Genomic DNA, 21,398 nt, shown 5'->3' with positions numbered 1-21,398 from the left:
ACCTTACTCCTTTGTAGCCTTAGCACTTTCTACATAAGTATAAGAGCTTGCGATATTTTCACCCCACTCTCTAGCAATATGCGGGCTAATGAGCCACATATCCTCACTCATCGCATAATCAATATACACCGCGCCTGTGATACTGCCTTGCGCACTTGGTCTATGGAGCGTGATATACTCCCCTTCTGTAAGCCCTAGTTTTTCCAAATGTGCCTTAGAAGTGTAGAATCCATCTCTTTGCTGCATATTAGAATCTAGCACATTTTGGATACTAAAGAGATTTTGCGGATAGGAGATAAAGGCGTTAAAGCTTATAGGCTTAGCCTGCGCTATTGTGTGTGCTGGAGCAAGAGCACCGCTTAGTAGTGGCGTAAGCATATAGCCTCTTTTATCATCTCCACCTTGTGTATAGTGGTTTGCTAGGCTAGCAAGCTCTTTGGGCGCATAGCCCTTGCTTTGTGGCAGTGCCTTGGTATAGTCGCTTAATGTTGTGTAGGTTGAAAAATAATCAAGAAGCGCGCTTGTATTATCTTGTGTGCTTGGTGTGAATCTCTCTAGCTCTTTTTCATAATGAACCACTTCTAGCCTAGCTTTGTTGTAGGCATACAAAATGCTCGCCAAGTCATCGCCTTGATATGCTTGCACCTTCGCAAATGGCAGCAGGCGATTTTCAAAATTTGTCATACTCCCTAGCATTTGCTGATGGCTTGGCAGCACTACTTCAGGCTCTCTAGTAAGCATTCTAGCACCATCGCTCCACGCACAATCCCACAGCACATCGCCTTGCGCACGCACCCCGATGACAAACTCATCGCGCGATTGAGACTCTAAGCTAGAATCTAGTGAGCTAGAATCCAGCTCCAAAAGCTCTCCGCAGATTCTAGCAATCCCAGCAGTATTGCTACCAGCTGGGATTACATAGACCCTAGCTCCACATTTTTCTAAAATCTGTAGCCCAGCGACCATCGCGCTATTTTCTTGCAATGCGCAAAGCATTGCTTCTTCGCCGACAATCACGCTCATCTGCGACAAATCCACGCCAGCTAGCTCGCTCAATGCACTAAGCTCTATCCCCGCTTCTTGCAATGCTAAGTAAGTTGGCATTGCAGATTGCGCAGGGCTAGAATCTACACTAGAGTCCAAATCCGCGCTAGATTCTAGCTTGGCTGGGGTTTGCTCACTAGCTAGAATCCCACTAAGCAAAGTAGAGAGCATTGCCCCTAGCTCTTTAGCCTGCGGGCTTTGGGCTATGGCTTCTTCAAGCTTACTTTGCATACTTATAAGCAATGCGCCAAGTGCCAGCTCATCGGCTTTGGGCTTATAGGAGATATGCGTTACTGAGCGTGAAAAAGATGCAAGCAATGTGTCAGCGATTGGGTGGAGATAGTAGAACTTAATGCCTTTTTTTGTGCGGATTGTGTTGTTTATAGCATATTGTAAAAGTGGTGCTTGCAGGCGCACAGGCGCACCTAGTGCGATAATAGTGCTAGAGTCTTTGAGATCTTGCAGGGTGTTATTTAGCCGCAGATATGGCAGGAACTTTTGATACGCACGCGCACTTTCATTATAAAGCTTTATGCCAAAATGCGCGCTAAAAATGCTTACAATCATCGCTTCTTCATTAGTGATAGAGCTACCAAGCCGCATAGCAGTAGCTTTTCCAAGGTGCTTGAAGTAGGGGCTTGTCTCACTAGAATCTAGCTTCGCCACATTAGATTCTACCCCAGCAGAAAGAACAGAGAATCCAAACCGCCCTGCCCCGCAGATCGGAGCGAAGTGGAAGTCATTGCTCACGCGATAAGTCTTCTTCTCTCCTAAAGTATTGTGATGTCTTGTCTCATAAGTGATATGGCAGCCCATAGAGCAATAGTGGCAGGTGCTATTTGTCTTCCTTAGCTCCCACGCATTAGCAGTGTAGCTAAAGTCCTTATAAGTAAGCGCACCCACAGGACATACAGAAATACACTCCCCGCAATCTACACAAGGCGTATCGCTTACAAACTCTATCAAGGACTTTTGCTTCTTGCTCCATACGCTATAGGGATCTTTTAGCATAGAATCTTTATAGCTATCTGGAGAGTGCAAATCCGCCTTGCCAGCTTTAAGCTTGGCTTCACCGATATTATCCTTACAGGTTGTTACACATCGCTCGCACACAATGCAAAGATTAGGGTCATAGAGTGCTTGCGCCCACGATTTTTCGTGCTTCTCATCATCAGCCAAAGCATAATCTTGGTGGGCTACTTTGGTGTAGAGTGTTAGATTTTGCAGCTCACATTCACCACTTTTATCACAGACTCCACACTCTAGCGGGTGATTGACATCATAAGTTTGCATAATCATCTGCCGCTCTTTGCGGATTTGCTCTGTCTCTGTGTTGATCACTAAGCCGTCTTTCGCCTTTGTGTTACAAGTATAAACTCTCTTGCCATCGCCACTTTCTCCCATACACATTTTGCAAGCAAGAGTTGGTGAGCAGCCACCTAGATAGCAAATCGTAGGGATAAAAATGCCATTTTCCCTAGCGACATCGACAATTGTTTCACCCTCTTGGCAAGTGATTGTGCGGTTGTTGATCGTGATTGTAACTTTAGCCATTATAGCCCCCATTTTGTGCAAATTGCGCCGTGATAAAAGGATAAAATCTCTCCCCTTGAGTATGCCAGCCCTTAAGCACAGCTGCAGCACCTTTTAGATACTCCACCTGCCTAATCGCGCAATCCACTTCAGCGCAATCCACTATAAGCCTAGCTTGCGCGCTCTGCTCTAAATGCGATAGGCGTAAAAATGTCTTTGTGGCATAGAGCACCGGACTTGCTAAATTTTCTTCATCAAATGGGCTAAGATAGACAAATGCGCCATTAGATTCTGGGATATTGCTAAGGGCTTGAAGTATTTGCACTACATCACTAGAATCTAGCTTTTGATACTGCGCAATGCTTGCTAGAGATGGGATAAAGACTACCTTGGAATACATCTCAATAGTTGCAATGATTTTACAAATAAGCTGCGCATACTTATGGCACAAAAAGCTCTCCCCTATAAAAATCACTGGCGATTGCGCCTGCTGCAAAGCTTGAGCTATGGTTGCTAGCTCTTCTTCGGCAAGCGCAGATTCTGAAGCGATATGCCCAATATCTAAATCTTTGACAAACTCCATAACTATGGTAGGAAACTGACTATTTACACTAGCAAAGGCAGCAAGTAAAAGCGTGATGACCCCTAGCTCTGCTCCTACTTCATACTGGTATTGCTCTATGCCTGTGCTACGAGAATCCACAAAGGGGTGCAGACACAAAATAGACTGCTGCACAGGCTGACCTAAGTCGCCTAGACTATCCATCAATGCCCTAAACTCAAACGCTCCAGCACCCAGCACTAAAATGGCATCACTTTGAGAAAATGCTTGATTGGCTGCTAGATTATTCATCGCCTGCCTTTGCGCTCTCTTGTGTAGGTGATTGCGACTCTTTTTGCAAAGTGGATTCTAGTTTGGGCGGACTCTTGCGCACCACAAGTGTCCAATCCCTATGATTAAACCGCACAGAATTCATCACTTCATAGCCTTTAGAGCTGACAAACTCGGCACTTTTGGCGACATTAGAAAAATCATCAATCTCAAAGAGAAATATCCCCACCTCACCTTGCGCTAGCTCCGTGTTAATCAACTCTCCCATACGCGCATAAAAGTCATTATGCAAATGCCGCAAGTCAAATCGCTTCATAATCTACCGCCCCTTTGCTTCGTGTTTGTGCAAGAGATTTGTAGGCTCATCGATCCACCTCGCCAAAAATCGCATTGCACGAGCCTACAATCGTAACAATATCAGCGATATATGCACCTGTAAGCATTTCTTGCAAAATCGCTGTATGTGCAAAACTTGGAGTTTTGATTTTCATTCTCTGGGGGTATGCCTCCCCAAGCGAGTGGATAAAAAACCCAAGCTCACCACGCGGGGACTCTGTAGGCGTATAAACTTCACCCTTTGGCGGACGCATACCTTGAGTAACTAGCACAAAATGCTGCATAAGCGAGTAATTTTGTGTCATTATCTCTTCTTTTGGTGCGGAGATATACTCTGGCGCGCGCACCATAAGCTCATCTCCTGTGCTAGTAGTATTACTGCTTGGATAGAGTGCGATAAGCTGGCGCAGTAGCTTAATGGACTCTCTAATTTCAAGCATATAAAGCCTGTAGCGGTCATAACTATCCCCATAATGCCCAATAGGCACAGAGAAATCTAGCTCATTATAGAGCTCATAAGGCTCTTCTTTACGAATATCATAGGCAATACCTGTGGCGCGCAGCATAATCCCGCTAAGCCCCCACGACTTCGCCATCTCTTGAGAGATCGCTCCAACGCCTTCAAGGCGCATTCTCCAAATGCGATTTTCATCAAGCAAGCCCTCAAACAAATCCACACTTTTGCTCGCTTCTTGTAAAAATTGCTCCAAACTCTCCAGCCAGCCACTTGGAAAATCTAGTGGGACACCGCCTATGCGAATGGCATTATGCGTAAGCCTAGCCCCGCAATAATCCTCTATCAAATCTAGTCCATACTCACGCGTCTTAAACGCGTATAAAAACATCGACAATGCGCCTACATCCATAGCATGCACAGCGATGAAAAAGATATGAGAGATGATGCGATTAAGCTCTAAGAGTGTCGTGCGTATCACTTGGGCTTTTCGTGGGGCTTGTATGCCAAGCAGTCGCTCCACACCAAGCGCGAAAGCATAGTTGTTCCCAATGGCAGAAATATAATCAAGCCTATCAGTTGTAGGCATAAACTCGTTATAGATCATATTTTCTGCAAGCTTTTCTATACCCCTATGCAAGTAGCCAATCTCTGGAGTAGCTCTTTTGACCCTCTCGCCATCTAGCTCAAGCACCAATCGTAGCTGCCCGTGCGTTGATGGGTGCTGCGGTCCAAAGTTTAGCACCATTGTATTGTCATCGCGCTCAAAATGTATGTTTTCAAACTGCGGTTTTAAACGCGTGTAGTTTTGTCCCATTATTTCCTTCTTTCAAGGCGAGTTTTCTTCGCCCTAGCAATGTCTTTGACAAAAAGAGCTTTAGAAGCGTCCATATATAGCCCATCGCCCTCCTCTCCAATTGCATCAAGCTTAGAGAAGCTGCGCCCATCATTAGGATCCACGCGCGCACTATCGCGCTGCTCTGCTCCCACCACTTCTCGATACTCCTTACCAAAGATTTTATCAATCTCATACCACGCGGCATATTCATCACCTTGTAAGGGATAAGAGCGGCGCAGAGGGTGTCCAACCCAGTCTTTTGGCATAAGCAGGCGAGTAAGATTGGGGTGATTGACAAACCTTATCCCAAGCATATCATACGCCTCTCGCTCACTCCACAAAGCAAGCGAAAAAATCGAGGAAACAGAGTCTATTTGCTCATTTTCACCAAGATAGCACTTCACGCGCACGCGCCGCTTATCGCTAAAGCCCTCTTGCACAGAATGCAGCTGGTAGAACATCTCAAAGCGATTGTCTTTAGCTAGCATATCTACCGCGCTCATTTCACTAAGCACTTCATAGCCTAAGCTTTTAAGCTTTGCTAGCACCCCTACAATATCATCTTTACGCACCCAGATCACTGCTATCCCAAGCTCGATATATGCCCTATCAATAGCAAATCCATAAGCAAGATGATTATAAATCACTTCCCACGCGCTCCCCTGTATAGGCAGCTTCAGCGTCTCTATAGGCTGGTAGAATCTAGGCGTATGCGTGGCTTTTCTTTGCACATCAATGTGTGCAAAGCCCGCAGCGCAATGGGTAGCAGATGGTAGGAGATAGTCATAATTCTGCTGGGCATTTTGGGTGTTTTCACTAGACATATTCTCTCCTTAATTCTCTAAAATCTAGCCTATATAATCCGCTTTGCCTTTGGTGGCAGTGCTTTGCTAGAGCGGATTTTACGCTGCAAGACTAAAAGCGCGTATTGCAAAGTCTCTGGGCGAGGTGCGCAACCGGGCAGATAAATATCCACAGGGATAATCCTATCCACCCCCTGCACGGTAGAGTAGGTATTAAACATACCCCCCGTATTTGCGCAACTCCCCATAGAAATCACCCATTTTGGCTCTGGCATTTGATCATACAAACGACGCGTAAATTCTGCGTGCTTTTTCGTCAAAGTGCCCGCGATAATCATCACATCACTCTGCCTAGGAGAGGCGCGGAAAATCGTCCCAAAGCGGTCAAAGTCGAAGCGACTTCCTCCTGTTGCCATCATTTCTATCGCGCAGCAAGCCAGCCCATAAGTCATAGGCCAAAGCGAGTTGCTCCGCCCCCAATTTAGCAGCTTATCCAATGTGCCAAGCGCGACAGGCACACCCATAGCTTGCAAGTCTTTTACTCCATATTCTGCCATCGCAACGCTCCCTTCTTCCACGCATAAATCAGCCCCACAACAAGCAGCAGCACAAAGCTTACCATCTCAATAAGCACAAACAGCCCCATATTACTTGCGACAAAGCTCTTATACACCACAGCCCAAGGGATCATAAACACCACTTCAATATCAAACAGCACAAATAAGAGTGCGATGATGAAAAAATGGTGAGAAATCTTAGCTGGCTGCTTGATTGGCACAGGTCCGCACTCATAAGGTGCCATTTTGAGCTTTTCATTGTTTCTTTTAGCGAGTTTGCGCGAGATGAATCGCTGGATTTTAAGCGTATAGTTAAATGCAACAAAGCTTAATATAAATAAAACAAATACCCCAAAATACGCGTGATCAGCAAATATCAATGAAGCTTGTGTGCTAGCAAGATCTTGCACTCGCACAAACTCTGGTGCATACTCTTGCACTGGCGGCGCAGCATCAAGTGCCCAAGAATCTACAGAATCTATGGTAGGCATATTGCTCCTTATATCGAGATAGTTGAGTAATGCATCAGGGCATTTATTATGGCTTAAATGAAACTAGGATTTTAAACCGAAAAAGTTTAATAGAATCTTAACTTTTGTGTATTTGGGATAAGCAAAATCCTAGCTCCAAACACTCGCTACGCCCTAGCTGTGAGCTTTTCTCCCTAGATTCTAGCAGGTAAAGAGCCTTTATATATAAGCTAGATTCTAGCTTTTTGCAAAGCATAGAATCTCTCCAGCTGCCTAATCTCACGCTCACTAAAGCCACACTGCAATCGCGCCTTGGTGTTGGGGATTTTGCCACATAGATTAAAGCTTGCAAATTTTGCGCACAATGCCAAAAACACTTGCTCACCCATATCGCCAGCTACTTGAGTGCGCCCTTCCCTATCCTCTTGCTCTTGTGTGAGTGCAAGCTCTTCCCATAGCTTGCTTACCCTAGAATCTAGCTGCCCATAGCGCAAAAGTGCTTGCACATCAGCTTGTATAGATTCTACTACACGCACTGGCAAAGTAGATTGCATAGCTTGATGAGATGAAACACCACAGCTACAAAGCGCGAATTTCCACCAGCGATCACCCTTGCTTACATGCCCTATTTCATCGCGCAAGATACATTGCAAAACTTCATCGATTTTACCAAACATTGGGTGCTTAGAGGCAGCAAACTTGCGCAAGACAAAAGGGTTGGCATCAAGCCCGCGCGCTTCAAGCCCCCTATGCACCACCCCCATACGATAGAGCAAGCTTACATTAGTCTCAAGGCTTGCGGTGTAGAGATTACTATGCACAGCAAAGTCCCCATACTGCACCCCAAGCTCTCCAAGCAAACCATCTAGGAGAAAAAAGTGCCTAAACTCTTCTTCTGCCACTTCTAGCCAATCTGCATAATACTCATAAGGCAAATGACGAAACCTATAAGCAGAATCTAGGGCTAGCGTTACTGCGCTATATTCTATGTGGGTGATTGCGTGTAGTGCCCTAGCAAAGCCGCTGCTAGATTCTAGCTTGCCTTGCTTAATGTGGCGTGCGGGCTTTATGGGAGCGTGTGTATAGGGTGCGATAGATTCTAAGGGCAAGTCGTGTGCAATTGCCAGCCTATGAGATAAGAAGTCTTCATACAAATCCAAAAACAGCAAATGCTTTGATCGCATATCTTTAGTAGCTAGCACCAGCCCTAGCCTAGTGAAAAACTCCTGCACACCCAATCCTTCAGCCATAATCGCTAGCGATAGCCTAGCGCGTTTTGCAATGCCTTGACATTATGCGCGATAGATTCTAGGTAGGATTGCAAGCCTTTGGAGCTAGAATCTAGCAAACCGCCACCCCATAGAGAGCTTATCACAGCGTGCATATCAGCTATTTTTAGCAGATTGATATTATTAGTGCTAATTCCACCAATAGCGCAAATTGGAAGTTTTAGCTCGACTTTGGCTTGCGCTAGAATCTCTAGTGGTGCGCGCGATGCATTTGGCTTGGTGGGTGAGGGGAAAAATGCCCCAAATGCCACATAATCCACACCCATAGATTCTAGGGATTTTGCTCTTTGCAAATCTCCATAGCTTGAGACCCCCAAAACCCCCCTAAATCTTTGACGCATGCGAGCAAGTGCGCTTGGGGAGCTAGCATCATCTTTGCCGATATGTAAAGCCTTGGCATTAAGCTTTAGTGCTAGCTCTAGCCTATCATTTAGCACAAAGAGCGCACCATAGTGCTCGCATAGCTCTAAAAGCCTTTTGGCATAAGGGTAGAGCCACTCATCACTATGAGTTTTATCACGCAGCTGGAAGATTTTCACCCCTGCTCTAAGGGCGGACTCCACACATAGTGGCAGAATCTCATAAGGCGTTGCTAGCTCATTAGAAATCGCATAAATACCTTGCAAGCTAGATTCCATATATGTCCTTGTATGTGGGCTTTAAGCTTTGTTTGCAGCAAAGGCTAGATTCTGTCTTTGGGTTTTAGATTCTAACGCGCTAGAATCTAGTGGCTAGCAAATCACAGCCACAAGCAGTGGCTTAGAGTTAGATAAGGCTAAAAGCGCGCAATAGCCTAAAGCCTACCCTAAAGTCTCTCGCGCAAGAAGCTAAAAGGTGGCAGGGGTAAAGGAAGCTTAAAGGCATTTACATTGCCACTATGGATAGAATCTAGCTCTTTATTGTCTGCTAGGCAGATTCTAGTAAAACGCATATACCATATACCATTTTCTATAAAAATCTCACCCAAATCACTTTTGCCACAAGCCACACTCGTGCCAAAAGGCATAACAATCTCCTTTGCCTCCCCCACTCTTATGGTATGCTTACACACCGCCCATTCCCCGCTTTCATCAATTTCGGCATTGACTTGATAGCTCCCTTCACTTATGGCAGTTTGATGATTTTGAGTGTTGAGCTTTTCATAAGGGCGATGCACAATGTAGCCATCAGTAAAGCCGCGATTTTTAAGCGTTTGTAGCTCATTGATATAAAAGCTAGAATCTCCCTTGCCACTATAATAGCTATCAATGGCTGCACGATACGCCCTAGCGGTAATCCCCGCGTAATAATTTGACTTTGTCCTACCTTCAATCTTTAGCGCATCAATCGCCCCAGAATCTAAAATCTCCTTAATATGTCCGCTAAGATTTAAATCCTTAGAGTTAAAGATATGTGTCCCCAAGCCCTCTTCCTCTTCTAGTCTCATCATCACGCCATTATCGGGATTTTTGACATAAAATTCCTTGCCATCAAATTTGACAAGCTCATCGTTCTCCACATTTCGCACAAAATATTCATAATCAAATCGGCAGTCATTCGCACAGCTTCCGCGGTTTGGCACACGCCCACTTTGCAACGCGGAGATAAGACACCGCCCTGAAAAGGCAAAGCACATACTGCCATGCACAAAAATCTCAATCTCCAAATCCGGCAAATGCTTTTTAATCTCCATTGCGTCTTTTAGGCTAATTTCGCGTGCAGCAACTATGCGCTTCACTCCCATTTCATGGAAAACTTCCGCATCAAGCACATTTAGGACATTGGCTTGAGTGGATAGGTGGATAGGGATTTGCGGGGCAATCTTCTTGCTTAATCTCACCACCCCCGGAGCTGCTACAATGAAAGCATCAGGGGATAAATCAGCCATTTTAGCGATGTGGGATTCTAGGAGTTTAAGTTGAGAGTTAAAAGGAAAGCCATTGATAGTAACAAACACCTTTTTGCCTAGCTTATGGGCGTATTCTACACCTTTGGCAAAGTCTTCGTAGCTAAATTCCTTTCCTGCTCTTGTGCGTAGTGAAAAGTGGCTCACCCCACCATACACCGCGTCCGCTCCATAGGCAAGGGCGATTTTTAGCTTATGCAAATTCCCAGCAGGGGAGAGTAGCTGAACTTTTTTAGATTCTACAGGCTGTGGCAAGCTAGAATCTAGCGCGTGATTTGATGGGCTTGGCGGATACATTGTGTCAGTCATCGCTAAAGGCTTAAACTACTTTTTTTGCCCAAAAGAAGCAATTAAATTCTCAATATCCTCTGCATCTGCGATATTTGGATTATCATCGCCTGCGATATATACTGCCGATGCAACTCGCTTGTTGTCATCAATCTTGCTCTCAAAAAGAGAGTTCATATACTGCGCTAAAGCACGCATAACATTGATCACCCGCTCAATGCGCTGGCGGTTAATATCTTGAAACTGCATAATATCCATTGCTTGCAAAATAGCATCAGAGCAGTTGTTCGCTCCATCGCTTACCAAAGTAATCTCCTCAAGCATTGCTCTAGTAGATTCTAGCGCGCCTTTAAAGCTCTCCACATGTGGGAAATGCTCCGTAAGCTTGGCAAACAAGGCTTCCTGCGATGTGAGATAGGATTTGATCTTCTTTGTAGATTTAATAATTTCTTCCGCATTTGAGCTAATAATATCAAGCTGGTCAAAGACCTCCCCAGCCTTTACTTCTGTATCGCGCGTAACATCATCAAGCTGATGGACAACTTTATGGTCTTTATCTGGCGGTGGTGGGGGCCAGTGCTTTGAGGCTTGGACACGGAAATTACTAGGGTCAAACCCATCTTTAGCAGCAATATCATCAGCCATTTCCGCTGGCTCTTCGCTAGATTCTGGCGTATCAATACTCTGCAAGCCAGAATCCCCCTCGCTCATCAATGCATCTAGCTCTTCTTGCGTCATCGCATATCCTTACACCGATTCAAAAATGGCGTGATTATACACCATAGAAGTTTAATTTTATATGAGCTTAAGTGCGCCATAAACTGCCACCATACTTAGATGACTACCATATGCAAGGAAAGACACGCTTCCACTTGCGCAAGCTCTTGTAGCACTTCATTAGAAACTGCATTATCCACCAAAATCACTGCAAGTGCTTCATTTTTAGCATTGCGAGCAAGTCTAAAATCTGCGATATTGATTTTATGCTTCCCTAGAATCTGCCCGACATTCCCTATGACACCGGGCACATCAGTGTTTTTGAAAAGCAGCATTCTCCCCTTTGGCTCAATCAATGCTTCAAATTCATTGATCGCACTTAAACGGATAATGTTGTCATCAAAAACCGTCCCAGACACACTTAAGCTGCCGTTATTCGTATAGGCGGTAAGAGTGATGAGATTCTTATAAGACTTTGAGCTCTCACTCGCCTCTTTAACAACTTCTATCCCTCTCTCCTTGGCAAGAAAAGGTGCATTTACATAGTTGATTTTATCGCCAAGAGATGGCTTTAAAACGCCAACAATCGCATAAGTCTCAAGGGAATCTATATAGTTGCTAATTTCACCTTGCGCGGTGATTTTAATGGAAGTAAGCACGCTCTTATCCAGCTGCGAGCAAAGGAAGCCTAGCTTTTGCGTAAGCTCCATATAATGACTAGCAAAGTCAGGGAGCTGGGTGGTGCTTGTTGGGAGATTGAGCGCATTGGGGTAGGCGATACCACGCGCTGCTTCCATAGCAGCTTGCGCAGCTTGCTTGGCGATCTCTTCTTGTGATTCTAGTGTATTTGCACCAATATGTGGGGTAACATAGACATTTGGCAAATCCAAAAGCTTGCAGCTAGTTCCCGGCTCTTTGTCAAACACATCAATCCCAGCCCAGCGCACCTTACCGCTCTGCAAGCTTTGATACAAATCCTCCTCATTGTATAGCCCACCCCGCGCACAATTGATCAAAATCACCCCATCTTTCATCTTTGCTAGCTCTTTGGCAGTGATCATATTTGTGGTTTCTGTGTTTTTGGGTGTGTGGATTGTGATAATATCGCACGACAAAATTTCATCAAAATCTTTCACATACGATACTCCAGCGTTAATCGCCTTAGATGGCAAGATATATGGGTCGTATGTCACAACTTCTGCTTCAAAAGCCTTGCAGCGGATCCCAACCCTAGAGCCGATATTGCCAAAGCCAATCACCCCTACCTTTTTGCCCTTAAGCTCTGTGCCATACCAATCCTCTCTTTTCCACTTTCGCTCATCTTTAAGCTGGGCATTTGCGCCGGGTAAGTTTCGTATCGCACTTAGTATGTGTGTCATCGTAAGCTCCACAGCAGCAATGGTGTTAGCCGTTGGGACATTCATCACAACAATCCCTTGCTTTGAGCAGCCATCTATATCTACATTATCCACACCCACGCCAGCGCGCACCACTGCCTTGAGACTCGGCACATTTGATAAAAACTCTTCCTTAACCGGCGTAGAGCTGCGAGTAATGGCGACATCAACTTCTTGCAGTGATTGCAGCAACTTATCTTTAGGCAAATCTGCTAAATTTAGCAAAACTATGTCGCTTTGGGACGCGAGCATATCCAAACCTTTTTGATGTATATGATCACACACGGCTATTTTATACATTAGGCTTCTCCTTATTGATAAGTGTATGGCACCTCATAGTATTGTAGCTCCTTTATAAGCTGCTGCGCCTTTAGATATTCTTTAGGGATATAAACAACCAAATCAATGGAATTGCTATTTTTACTATAAGCAAACTCAATGTTTTTCTGCTTAAATAGCTCATTTAAACAGAAAAACAAATACTGATCTACCGCTGCGATAAAAATCTTTTGCGGGATAGCCTTAATATCTGGATCAACAAAATCTACAAAAATCTCAAACTCCTGCGCTGGATAAGAATAGGCTTTGTTAAAATTTTTAAGATTATCAAGCCAATTGTCTTTTGTGAGATTTGGCGCTGCTGCAACTGGAGCTTCCGTAGCATACTCAACCCCAACTTGCCTCGCCCCAACTTGTGTCTTATAGTAGAATAGCCAGCCAATGCTACCCCCTACAAACACGCTCACAAGCAAGACAATCACAATAGTCTTTGTTTTCATACAGCCTCAATTATGAGCGTTGGATTTTGTCTTTCAGTTTATCTCCAAGTGTCATTTTATCAGCACTATTGATTGCGCGGATTTCTTCTTTTTGCTTTTGTCGCTCTAGTCGCTTCACAGACACACGCACGCGGTTATTTTGTTTATCAATAGCAACAATCACGCCCTCAATCTCACTGCCAACTTCTATCTCTTCCTTTTTTAGTGGATACAAATCTTCATTGCGAATAAGCGCATCCATACCATCAATTTCAATAAACACGCCAAAATCTTTACTATCTATCACCCTGCCTTTAACAATATCATCGACTTTATGCGTCTTGCTAAATACTTCGGCTGGAGACTCCTCAAGAGCGCGCCTGCTAAGGGAGATTCTTTGATTTGCGCTATCGATTTTAACAATTCTTACTTCAAGCTCCTGCCCAACTTTGAAAGCATCTTTACACTTATTCTTCTCCCAAAAGGCATCTTCATTATGCAATAGTCCATCAACTTGCCCTAGGCTAATAAATGCGCCAAAATCTGTCAAGGTGGCGACCTTGCCCTTTACTACATCATTAAGCTTATATGTCTTCATAAAGTTATCAAAAGGCTTTTCTAAAAGATTCTTTAAGGAAACACGCAGCCTGCGATTAGCAGGGTCAATCTCAATCACTTCAACATCAATCTCATCGCCAACTTTCAAAATATCGCTTGGGTGTTTAATATCCTTATCCCAAGAAAGCTCAGAAATATGCAAGAAGCCCTCCACATCATTGCCAATATCTACAAACGCACCATACGCTTCAATATTGCTAACGACAACCTTAATCGTATAGCCCTTTTTTAGCTCTTTTTGCACTTCTTGCCAAGGATCTTGCGTAACAGCCTTAATGGAGAAAGACAATCGCTTTTTCTCCTCATCATAGCCCACGACCTTGACAGATACGCGGTCGTCTTCTTTATAGAGCTTGGCTGTATTCACAGGACCTTTGTGGCTAATCTCTGTATAATGCACAAGCCCCTTGACTCCATCAACTTCCACAAACATTCCAAAGCTTGTGATACTTTTAACAACCCCTTCAAAGACCTTGCCCTCTTCTTCTAGGAGCTTCTTCACACCTTCTGCCTGCTTTGCATCATCAATTTCAAAAAATCTCTTACGAGATACAATGATAGAGCGTTCATCTGGGCGCACATCGATAATACAAGCTTTCACCCTTTGCCCAATATTCTTAGCAGAATCCTTGAGTGCAGCAGCAGCACGAGGCATAAAGTAATCCACCCCATCAGATTCTAGCACATAGCCACCCTTATTCTTGCGAATGATCTTGCCCTCAACAATCTTGTCTTTAAAATCACTGCCCAGCTCTTTGATTTTCCGCTCGACATTAGCGAGCTTGATCGCCTTTTTGTGCGATACACTAGGTCGCTCACCTTTCCCAGAGGATACAAACACTACTATTTCATCACCCACATTAAAAGGGATCTTCCCATTCTCATCAGCGACTTCTGCTAGCCCTAAAAACCCCTCTATCTTCTCACCCACATCAACAAGCAAGCCATTATCGTGAATGGCAATCACCTTGCCCGTTTTCACCTGCCCTAGCTCTTCTTGCTTCTCTCTTTCTGCGAGCATTCTTGCGAACTCGCCATTATCCTCTGTATCGTCCAAAACTTTCAACATCGTATTTGCCTTTATGAAAAATACGGCGATTCTAGCTAAGTTTTGCTTTTAGTAAGCTTTATTTTCACTTAGTAAAATATAGATTCTAGCAAGCTGCCTAGAGCCTAGTGCAGACTCTATGCCACCGCCATTGCCTAAGTATCTTGGTGTATGATCTCCACGCTCAAAGCAGAATCTTTCATATCAAACACCACCTTATCGCCCTCTTGCACCTTTGCTTCTAAAATCAGCTCTGCAAGCTTATCTTCAATCTCTTCATACATCGCCCTTTTTAGCGGGCGCGCGCCAAACACTGGGTCAAACCCAACTTCTGCGATAAAGGCTTTCGCACTTTGTGTAAGCTCAATGCCAATGCCCCTATCACTTAGCTTTGTAGCAATACTGGCAAGTAGATTCTCAACGATCTTTGTGATATTCTCAAGTGAGAGCGGATTAAATATCACAATATCATCAAGCCGATTGATAAACTCTGGCTTGAAGTAGGATTTTAGCTCATCGCGCACCGCTGCTTCCCGCGCATTTTTATCAGCAATATCCATAATCTTTTGGCTACCGATATTGCTTGTTAGGATAATAATCGTGTTTTTACAATCTATCGTTACGCCTTTGTTATCGGTTATCCGTCCATCATCAAGCACTTGCAAAAGTAGATTAAACACATCTGGATGTGCCTTTTCAATCTCATCAAACAGCACCACACTATAAGGCTTCCTGCGCAGAGCTTCTGTAAGCTGCCCGCCTTCTTCATAGCCCACATAGCCCGGAGCAGCACCCACTAGGCGGCTCACTTCGTGCTTTTGCATATATTCGCTCATATCAAAGCGGATAAGGTTTTTCTCACTATCAAACAAAAAGCGCGCTAACGCCTTTGCAGATTCTGTCTTGCCCACGCCCGTTGGTCCTAGGAACAAAAAGCTGCCAATAGGGCGATTACCATCACTTAAGCCCGCTTTATTGCGCTTTATCGCGCGCGCTATGGCTCTCAACGCTTCATCTTGCCCTACTACGCTTTGGGCTAGCTCTTGCTCTATGCCTAGAATCCTATCTTTCTCACTTTGGAGCATTTTACGCACAGGGATTTGTGTCCAGCGGCTTACAATCTCTGCAATACTCTCTTGTGTTACAGAGTTCTTTAGTAGCGTGCCACCCTCTTGCATACTCTCCCACTTTTGCTCTAATGCCTGCAGGGCTTCTTTCTCCGCTGGCAAAAGTCCATATTCAATCTCTGCGGCTCTTTGCAAGTTCCCATCGCGCTTAGCAAGCTCACATTCACTCCGCAAGGAGTCTATCTTATCCTTGCTTTGTGCGATTTCTTGGAAGACTTGCTTTTCGCTCTCAAACTGCGCTTCAAGTCGCCTTTGCTCCTCTTTAGCATCGCCTAGCTCTTTTTCAATCTCGGCAAGCCTATCGGTGCTTGCACCCTTTTTAGAAGTATTGCTTGTCTCCATTTTAATGGCTTCTTGCTCGATGGTTAGATTCTCAATCTCTCGCTTGATAGAAGCAAGCGCATTTGGCTGGGACTCTATCTGCATTTTTAGCTCCGCTGCTGCCTCATCGATTAGATCAATCGCCTTATCAGGCAAGAATCTATCTGTAATATAGCGTGCTGAGAGCTTTGCCGCTGCCACAAGCGCAGAATCTGTAATGCTCACTTTATGGTGGGCTTCAAGCCGCTCTTTAATCCCGCGCAAAATCTGCAGCGATTGGCTCACACTTGGCTCATTAAGCGCGATAGGCTGGAATCTACGCGTAAGTGCGGCATCTTTTTCAAAATATTTGCGATACTCTTTGAGTGTGGTCGCGCCAATGGTATGCAGCTCGCCGCGCGCTAGTGCTGGCTTTAAGATATTTGCCGCATCCATACTGCCCTCTGCTGCCCCAGCCCCCACAATCGTATGTATCTCATCGATAAACAAAATCACATTCCCAGCCTTTTTGACTTCATCGACAACCGCTTTTAATCGCTCTTCAAACTCCCCGCGATACTTCGCCCCAGCCACAAGCGCGCTCATATCAAGCGCGATGACTCGCTTATGCTGCAAGCTTAGGGGCACTTCTTTTCGCACGATCCTTTGCGCTAGCCCCTCTACCACAGCCGTTTTCCCCACGCCCGGCTCGCCTAGTAGAATGGGATTATTTTTACTCTTGCGGATAAGGATTTGCATCATTCGCATAATCTCTTCATCTCTGCCAATCACTGGATCAAGGCTGTTTTCCAGTGCTTTTGCCGTTAGATCAATCCCAAACTTCGCCAAAGACTGCAGCGTGCTATCGTCATTTTGGCTGCTGATTTTCGCGCCTTTACGCATAGATTCTAGGCTCTTTGCCAGCTCGTGCATATCGACATACTTTCCCAAAATCTTGGCAAACACTTCACTCTTAGCATTTGCGATGATAATGCTATCTAGCGCGATATAGCTATCGCCATTTTGCGTGGCATATCCTTGCGCATTATGCAGGGCATTGGCAAGCTCTTGGGAGAGCCGCAAGCTCTCTTTGCTTACTTGAGAAGATTTAGGGAGATTTTCTACCGCGCTTTTTGCCTCTAGCGTGATAGCGGCTTTATCGGCGTTCATCGCATTTAGAGCTTGGTTTAGGATACTTTGTGTATCAGTAAGCATAGCCCAAAGCAAGTGGGCAGAAGTGATTTCTTGATTATTGGCGTGCAGTGCCAAAGAAGCCGCAGAGTCTAGGGCTTCTTTGCTTTGGTTAGTTAGCTTCTCAAACATCTCTTACTCCTTATAGCTACATAGTCATATAACCCAAAGCAATGATTAGGCACTAAATGGCTATCACTGCTAAGTTTTATATACTTGGCATTATATAAATTTAGTCATTTACTATCAAGTTTATTTATAGGTAAGCACATAGACTCTAATAGAATCTAGCAAATTTCAAAGTAGATTCTACTATCGCCAGCACTACACAAAACCACCGCCTTAAGCTATAATACCCAATATCCACCCTAAAGGCGTATAATGACCCACCCCACAAACCCCACCGCACTGCTCATACTCTACAACCCCTACTATGAAAACAATGTCATAGAATCCCACCTTGCAATCCTTAAAACACAAGGCAGTGTCGCCTTTGGCAAGGTGAAATCCAAAATGCGCGCGCCAAAGCCACACGCCCAAGCAGAGCCTAGCAAGCCTGCCCAGATTCTCGAGCCACCTAGCACCACCTTTGCCAATGAGTCGTGGGCGCAGCTTATGGCTAGCACTTCTAGCGATAGTCCCTTGCAGCTATTTTTGAGCGATTATGCCAATCTTTATGTCTGCAAGGTTACTTCCATAGCCAAAGAGCAGCCAGCTGATTCCCCCGCCTACTATGAGCAAAAGGGGCTTGATGTGGAGCTGTGGTTTCTAATCACAGATATGCGTGAGCTGGTGCGAGATGACTTCACATCTGTGCGCGATAACTTCTTGGCAAATTTTATCACCTTGCACAATAACCGCACCTTTGCCATCTATGGCAACGACTACACCTACCCACTTTTCATCACGCTAAAGTCCAATCAAAGCTACTTCACCCAAGATGAGTCCCACTACCACAATATGTTTAAAACAAATGAGCAAATCCAAATCCGCCAGCACTTAATCGACTATATCTTTGGCACAAAGCTTGCCAACGCGCTCCTGCCAGATTCTATGGAGAGCCTCATCAACGCCGAGATAGAATACCTTGCCAACAGAGAGAACCCGCTCTATGACTGCACAGGCATTGTCCTGCTCTATGCTAAATCAATGGAGCAAGAAATTATGCGATTCTACCGCGCGCTTTTTGCTACGCTCGTTGAGTTTGAGAGCACGCTCACAGAGGTAGAGTCCCCCCTAGCTGCGATCACTTACAGCGTGCATGAGATAGAATCTAGCGTGCAAGAGTGGCTTGAAGGCAAGGCGAAAAGCACTCCAGCCCTTGGCACGACAAAGCACCTACGCAAATGCGCCCAACAAGTGCTAGAGCAGTGGAAGTATGACAAAGCCTATAAGCTAGATTCTAGCTTGAATAAACACGACATTAGCTACTTCGCTGGCATAAAGCTCGGCTCATTTATCAACACCCTTCAAGCGATCCGCAATCCAGCCGCACACGCAAGAAGCCCGAGCCTAGCGCAGGCTTCTACACTGCGCGAGCGGATTCTAGGTATAGGGCAAGAAAGCGTGCTTATAACCCTACTCCTAGCCCTTAGCGCGCTGCAAGCTCCTAGAATCTCCTAGATTCTACCCCCCCCTAGATGACAAACCCTGCCACCCAAGCATTAAAGCTAGATTCTAGGTAGCCATAAGGCGACATTGCTCTGCTCATAGCTTAGATAAGTGCTCTCCCCGTGCCCGGGGAAAATCTCTACATCGCCATCATCATCAAGCCCGCCAAGCTCCTGCGCCCCAAGCGTGCCAAATCGCTGCAGAGAGTCGCGCATATCTGCCGCGCTAGAGTATGGGAAGTCATATCGCCCAATACTACGCTTAAAGACAAAATCCCCACTATACATACTAGAGATTCTACCTATCCCATCTCTCGCGCTATCTCTTTGACTTAGGCATACCACAGAGCAGCCCGGCGTATGCCCCGGGAAGTGTAGGTAGAGCACCTCCACCCCACCTAGCACAAACTCACTTCTCCCCTTATCACAGCTCACAAGCACATCATTTGCGCCAAATTGATAGGGCATAAGCCCCGTGCCAAAGCAATCGCTCTCTAGCATAAAGCCATCATCTCTAGGGCAATACAGCGGGATCTCTGGGCGCGCTTGCTTGATCTTTGCCACATCAAAGATATGGTCAAAATGCCCGTGTGTAAGCAAAATCGCCAAAGGATTTGGGCTAGATTCTAGCACCCACTGCGCACTTCCCATACCCGGATCGATGATAAACTCCCCTTGCGGAGTTTGCACGATATAGCAGTTTGTCTCATACTCACCAAATGCCCTGCATAAATGCTGGAATCTTTTGAGCACCTTTTTTTCTTGCACACTCATAGCCCTACCCTTTTACAACTTTGTGGCGATTATCGCTACACACTCTTGCGCTTATCGTCTATGCTCTCACAGCAAGCTTACCAATGGCTTCAGGCGCGAAGTCATCGACAAAGGTGCGCATAGCTTTAGAATACATATCTACTAAGCGATTTGTCTCAATGAGTGCGGTCATTTCTTTGACTGCATTGACATTGCTCTTTTCGATAAATCCTTGCGCGAGCGAGCCGTCATTGATAGAGATCACGCGGTCTTCTATGCGCTCTTGTGGGTAGCTGTAAAGATTGTTGCCCACTTTTTGCAGGTATTTGGGATTATCAAAGCTTACAATCGCTAGCGCACCACCCTCTGCTGGGGCATTTTGCTCTTCATTAGCACTAGAGCGGAAGAAGAGATTACCATTTTTGTCCGCTTCTACTTGCATACCCTGCCCTATGATGATCCCACCTTCTCCATTAAGCCCAGCGCGAGATAGCACGCGGAAGCCCTGCTTAGTGCTAAGATAGCCTTCATTATCAATGGTGAAGCTTCCATCACGCGTATAGCGCACGCCATCTGGGGTTTGTATAGCGAAGTAGGCATTGGGCTTTTGCAGGGCGAAGTCTAGTGGGTTCTCCGTCTGCGCGATCGCGCCACTTGAGAACTCTGTGTATTCCTCACTGATGATTGGGACGCGGTTTAGGTTGCGGTTTTGGTATTGCGCAGCGGCGCGGGTGTGGTCTTTGAGCGGCAAGGTATCTTGCGTCTGCTTGTAAAGCCGCAAGAAATCGCCTATTACCACATCATCGCGCTTAAAGCCGTTGGTGTTGAGATTGGCAAGGTTATTTGAGACGACATCTAAGCGGTTGAACTGCGTGATCATTCCGCCTGTGGCGGAGTAGTAGCCATTTATCATATCCTATCCTTAGGGCTTGAAGTAACTTATACCCCTTTCAAGCAACTTACATTCCAACTAGAATCTAAATTTGCATATTTTATTTAAAAGATATTTTCCCGTTCCCATAGTAAAAGTTTAGAATCTAAAAGCTCTTCATTGATTTTTATCGCTAGATTATTTCGCACTTCAAAAAAGTGGTAGAAAAGCTCTAAATCCTTGCTTGGTATCACGCCTTTAAGGTTGTTTTTGGCAAAGCCTTTTGTGCCTTTGGTAGTTTTGGCGCGTGTGATTCTGCTATCTTTACCCTCTAAGTCTTTGAAAGCATTTGTATCTTTTCCCATTATAGCATTTGTTATATCATAAAAGCTATCGTTATAATCTTTGTTTTGATAGTAAGGATTTGCGTGATAGTATTTAAAGATTTCTAAAGCGGCGTTAAAAAGGCTTTTGGCTTCTTTGCTAAAGCTAAATTGCTTTAAAAACTCTCTAAAGTCAAAGGGTGGGAGTTCTAAATTTCGCTTTTTCTTTTGCACTTCAGGTGTGTCTAAAACGCTTATATCATAGCCTATAAGCTCGGCATTTTCTGGGTAAAGCACATTTAAGTCATTATGCCTACACGCTCCGCCTAAGTCTTCGGCAGAAAAGGGCATAATGT

19 protein-coding genes are annotated in these 21,398 nt (G+C 45.1%); 1 reads left to right on the top strand and 18 read right to left on the bottom strand.

Features of this window, described 5'->3' with window-relative positions:
• Positions 1-3: 3 nt before the first annotated feature.
• From F4V45_RS08475 to F4V45_RS08405, 15 genes are all read right to left on the bottom strand, one after another.
• On the bottom strand, positions 4-2,598 hold the full coding sequence (locus F4V45_RS08475; RefSeq protein WP_170235218.1) for an NADH-quinone oxidoreductase subunit G: 2,595 nt from the start codon (positions 2,596-2,598) through the stop codon (positions 4-6).
• Positions 2,591-3,430: a hypothetical protein gene (locus F4V45_RS08470; RefSeq protein WP_150337881.1), complete on the bottom strand. Its 840-nt coding sequence runs from the start codon at positions 3,428-3,430 to the stop codon at positions 2,591-2,593. The genes F4V45_RS08475 and F4V45_RS08470 overlap by 8 nt, the downstream gene beginning before the upstream one ends.
• Entirely contained in the window at positions 3,423-3,725 is a 303-nt protein-coding gene (locus F4V45_RS08465) for an NADH-ubiquinone oxidoreductase subunit E family protein (protein WP_150337880.1), read from the bottom strand. Before F4V45_RS08465 ends, F4V45_RS08470 begins: the two co-directional genes overlap by 8 nt.
• Positions 3,726-3,771: 46 nt before the next feature.
• Entirely contained in the window at positions 3,772-5,016 is a 1,245-nt protein-coding gene (nuoD, locus tag F4V45_RS08460) for an NADH dehydrogenase (quinone) subunit D (protein WP_150337879.1), read from the bottom strand.
• Entirely contained in the window at positions 5,016-5,861 is an 846-nt protein-coding gene (locus F4V45_RS08455; RefSeq protein ID WP_150337878.1) for an NADH-quinone oxidoreductase subunit C, read from the bottom strand. Before F4V45_RS08455 ends, nuoD begins: the two co-directional genes overlap by 1 nt.
• A 29-nt stretch (positions 5,862-5,890) precedes the next feature.
• A complete protein-coding gene (locus F4V45_RS08450) occupies positions 5,891-6,397 on the bottom strand; it encodes a NuoB/complex I 20 kDa subunit family protein (protein ID WP_023930734.1) in 507 nt (168 codons plus the stop codon).
• Positions 6,379-6,777 carry an NAD(P)H-quinone oxidoreductase subunit 3 gene (locus tag F4V45_RS08445; protein WP_246145311.1) on the bottom strand — a complete coding sequence of 133 codons (399 nt, stop codon included), beginning with the start codon at positions 6,775-6,777 and terminating at the stop codon, positions 6,379-6,381. Before F4V45_RS08445 ends, F4V45_RS08450 begins: the two co-directional genes overlap by 19 nt.
• A gap of 320 nt (positions 6,778-7,097) precedes the next feature.
• Positions 7,098-8,117 (bottom strand): ferritin-like domain-containing protein, encoded by a 1,020-nt coding sequence (locus F4V45_RS08440; protein ID WP_150337876.1) that lies wholly within the window; start codon positions 8,115-8,117, stop codon positions 7,098-7,100.
• A gap of 5 nt (positions 8,118-8,122) precedes the next feature.
• On the bottom strand, positions 8,123-8,794 hold the full coding sequence (locus tag F4V45_RS08435) for a thiamine phosphate synthase (RefSeq protein ID WP_150337875.1): 672 nt from the start codon (positions 8,792-8,794) through the stop codon (positions 8,123-8,125).
• 167 nt (positions 8,795-8,961) lie between these two features.
• The gene (locus F4V45_RS08430) at positions 8,962-10,338 is read right to left on the bottom strand and encodes a peptidase U32 family protein (protein ID WP_150337917.1); all 1,377 of its coding nucleotides are present in this window, start codon (positions 10,336-10,338) and stop codon (positions 8,962-8,964) included.
• A gap of 27 nt (positions 10,339-10,365) precedes the next feature.
• Positions 10,366-11,067: a chemotaxis protein gene (locus F4V45_RS08425; protein ID WP_150337874.1), complete on the bottom strand. Its 702-nt coding sequence runs from the start codon at positions 11,065-11,067 to the stop codon at positions 10,366-10,368.
• Between the two features lie 95 nt (positions 11,068-11,162).
• Positions 11,163-12,743: a phosphoglycerate dehydrogenase gene (gene serA / locus F4V45_RS08420; RefSeq protein ID WP_150337873.1), complete on the bottom strand. Its 1,581-nt coding sequence runs from the start codon at positions 12,741-12,743 to the stop codon at positions 11,163-11,165.
• 11 nt (positions 12,744-12,754) lie between these two features.
• Positions 12,755-13,222 (bottom strand): hypothetical protein, encoded by a 468-nt coding sequence (locus tag F4V45_RS08415; protein ID WP_023930724.1) that lies wholly within the window; start codon positions 13,220-13,222, stop codon positions 12,755-12,757.
• Between the two features lie 10 nt (positions 13,223-13,232).
• Complete coding sequence (locus tag F4V45_RS08410; RefSeq protein WP_150337872.1) at positions 13,233-14,888, bottom strand: 30S ribosomal protein S1; 1,656 nt, start codon at positions 14,886-14,888, stop codon at positions 13,233-13,235.
• A gap of 134 nt (positions 14,889-15,022) precedes the next feature.
• Positions 15,023-17,617, bottom strand: coding sequence for an ATP-dependent Clp protease ATP-binding subunit (locus tag F4V45_RS08405; RefSeq protein WP_150337871.1), 2,595 nt, complete (start codon positions 17,615-17,617; stop codon positions 15,023-15,025).
• 249 nt (positions 17,618-17,866) lie between these two features.
• On the opposite strand from F4V45_RS08405, the gene F4V45_RS08400 reads away from it, so the two are divergent.
• Positions 17,867-19,108 (top strand): HP0729 family protein, encoded by a 1,242-nt coding sequence (locus tag F4V45_RS08400; RefSeq protein ID WP_246145307.1) that lies wholly within the window; start codon positions 17,867-17,869, stop codon positions 19,106-19,108.
• A gap of 47 nt (positions 19,109-19,155) precedes the next feature.
• Here the strand turns inward: F4V45_RS08400 and F4V45_RS08395 are convergent, their stop codons facing one another.
• The 3 genes from F4V45_RS08395 to F4V45_RS08385 all read right to left on the bottom strand — a co-directional run bounded on the left by F4V45_RS08395 (position 19,156) and on the right by F4V45_RS08385 (position 21,393).
• Positions 19,156-19,869: an MBL fold metallo-hydrolase gene (locus tag F4V45_RS08395; protein ID WP_150337870.1), complete on the bottom strand. Its 714-nt coding sequence runs from the start codon at positions 19,867-19,869 to the stop codon at positions 19,156-19,158.
• 58 nt (positions 19,870-19,927) lie between these two features.
• A complete protein-coding gene (locus F4V45_RS08390; protein ID WP_150337869.1) occupies positions 19,928-20,761 on the bottom strand; it encodes a flagellar hook-basal body protein in 834 nt (277 codons plus the stop codon).
• Between the two features lie 83 nt (positions 20,762-20,844).
• Entirely contained in the window at positions 20,845-21,393 is a 549-nt protein-coding gene (locus F4V45_RS08385) for a hypothetical protein (RefSeq protein WP_150337868.1), read from the bottom strand.
• Between the last annotated feature and the right edge of the window lie 5 nt (positions 21,394-21,398).

The organism is Helicobacter canis (assembly GCF_008693005.1).
Taxonomy (GTDB): Bacteria; Campylobacterota; Campylobacteria; order Campylobacterales; family Helicobacteraceae; genus Helicobacter_B; species Helicobacter_B canis.
This window is presented reverse-complemented; position numbering and strand designations above follow the sequence as displayed.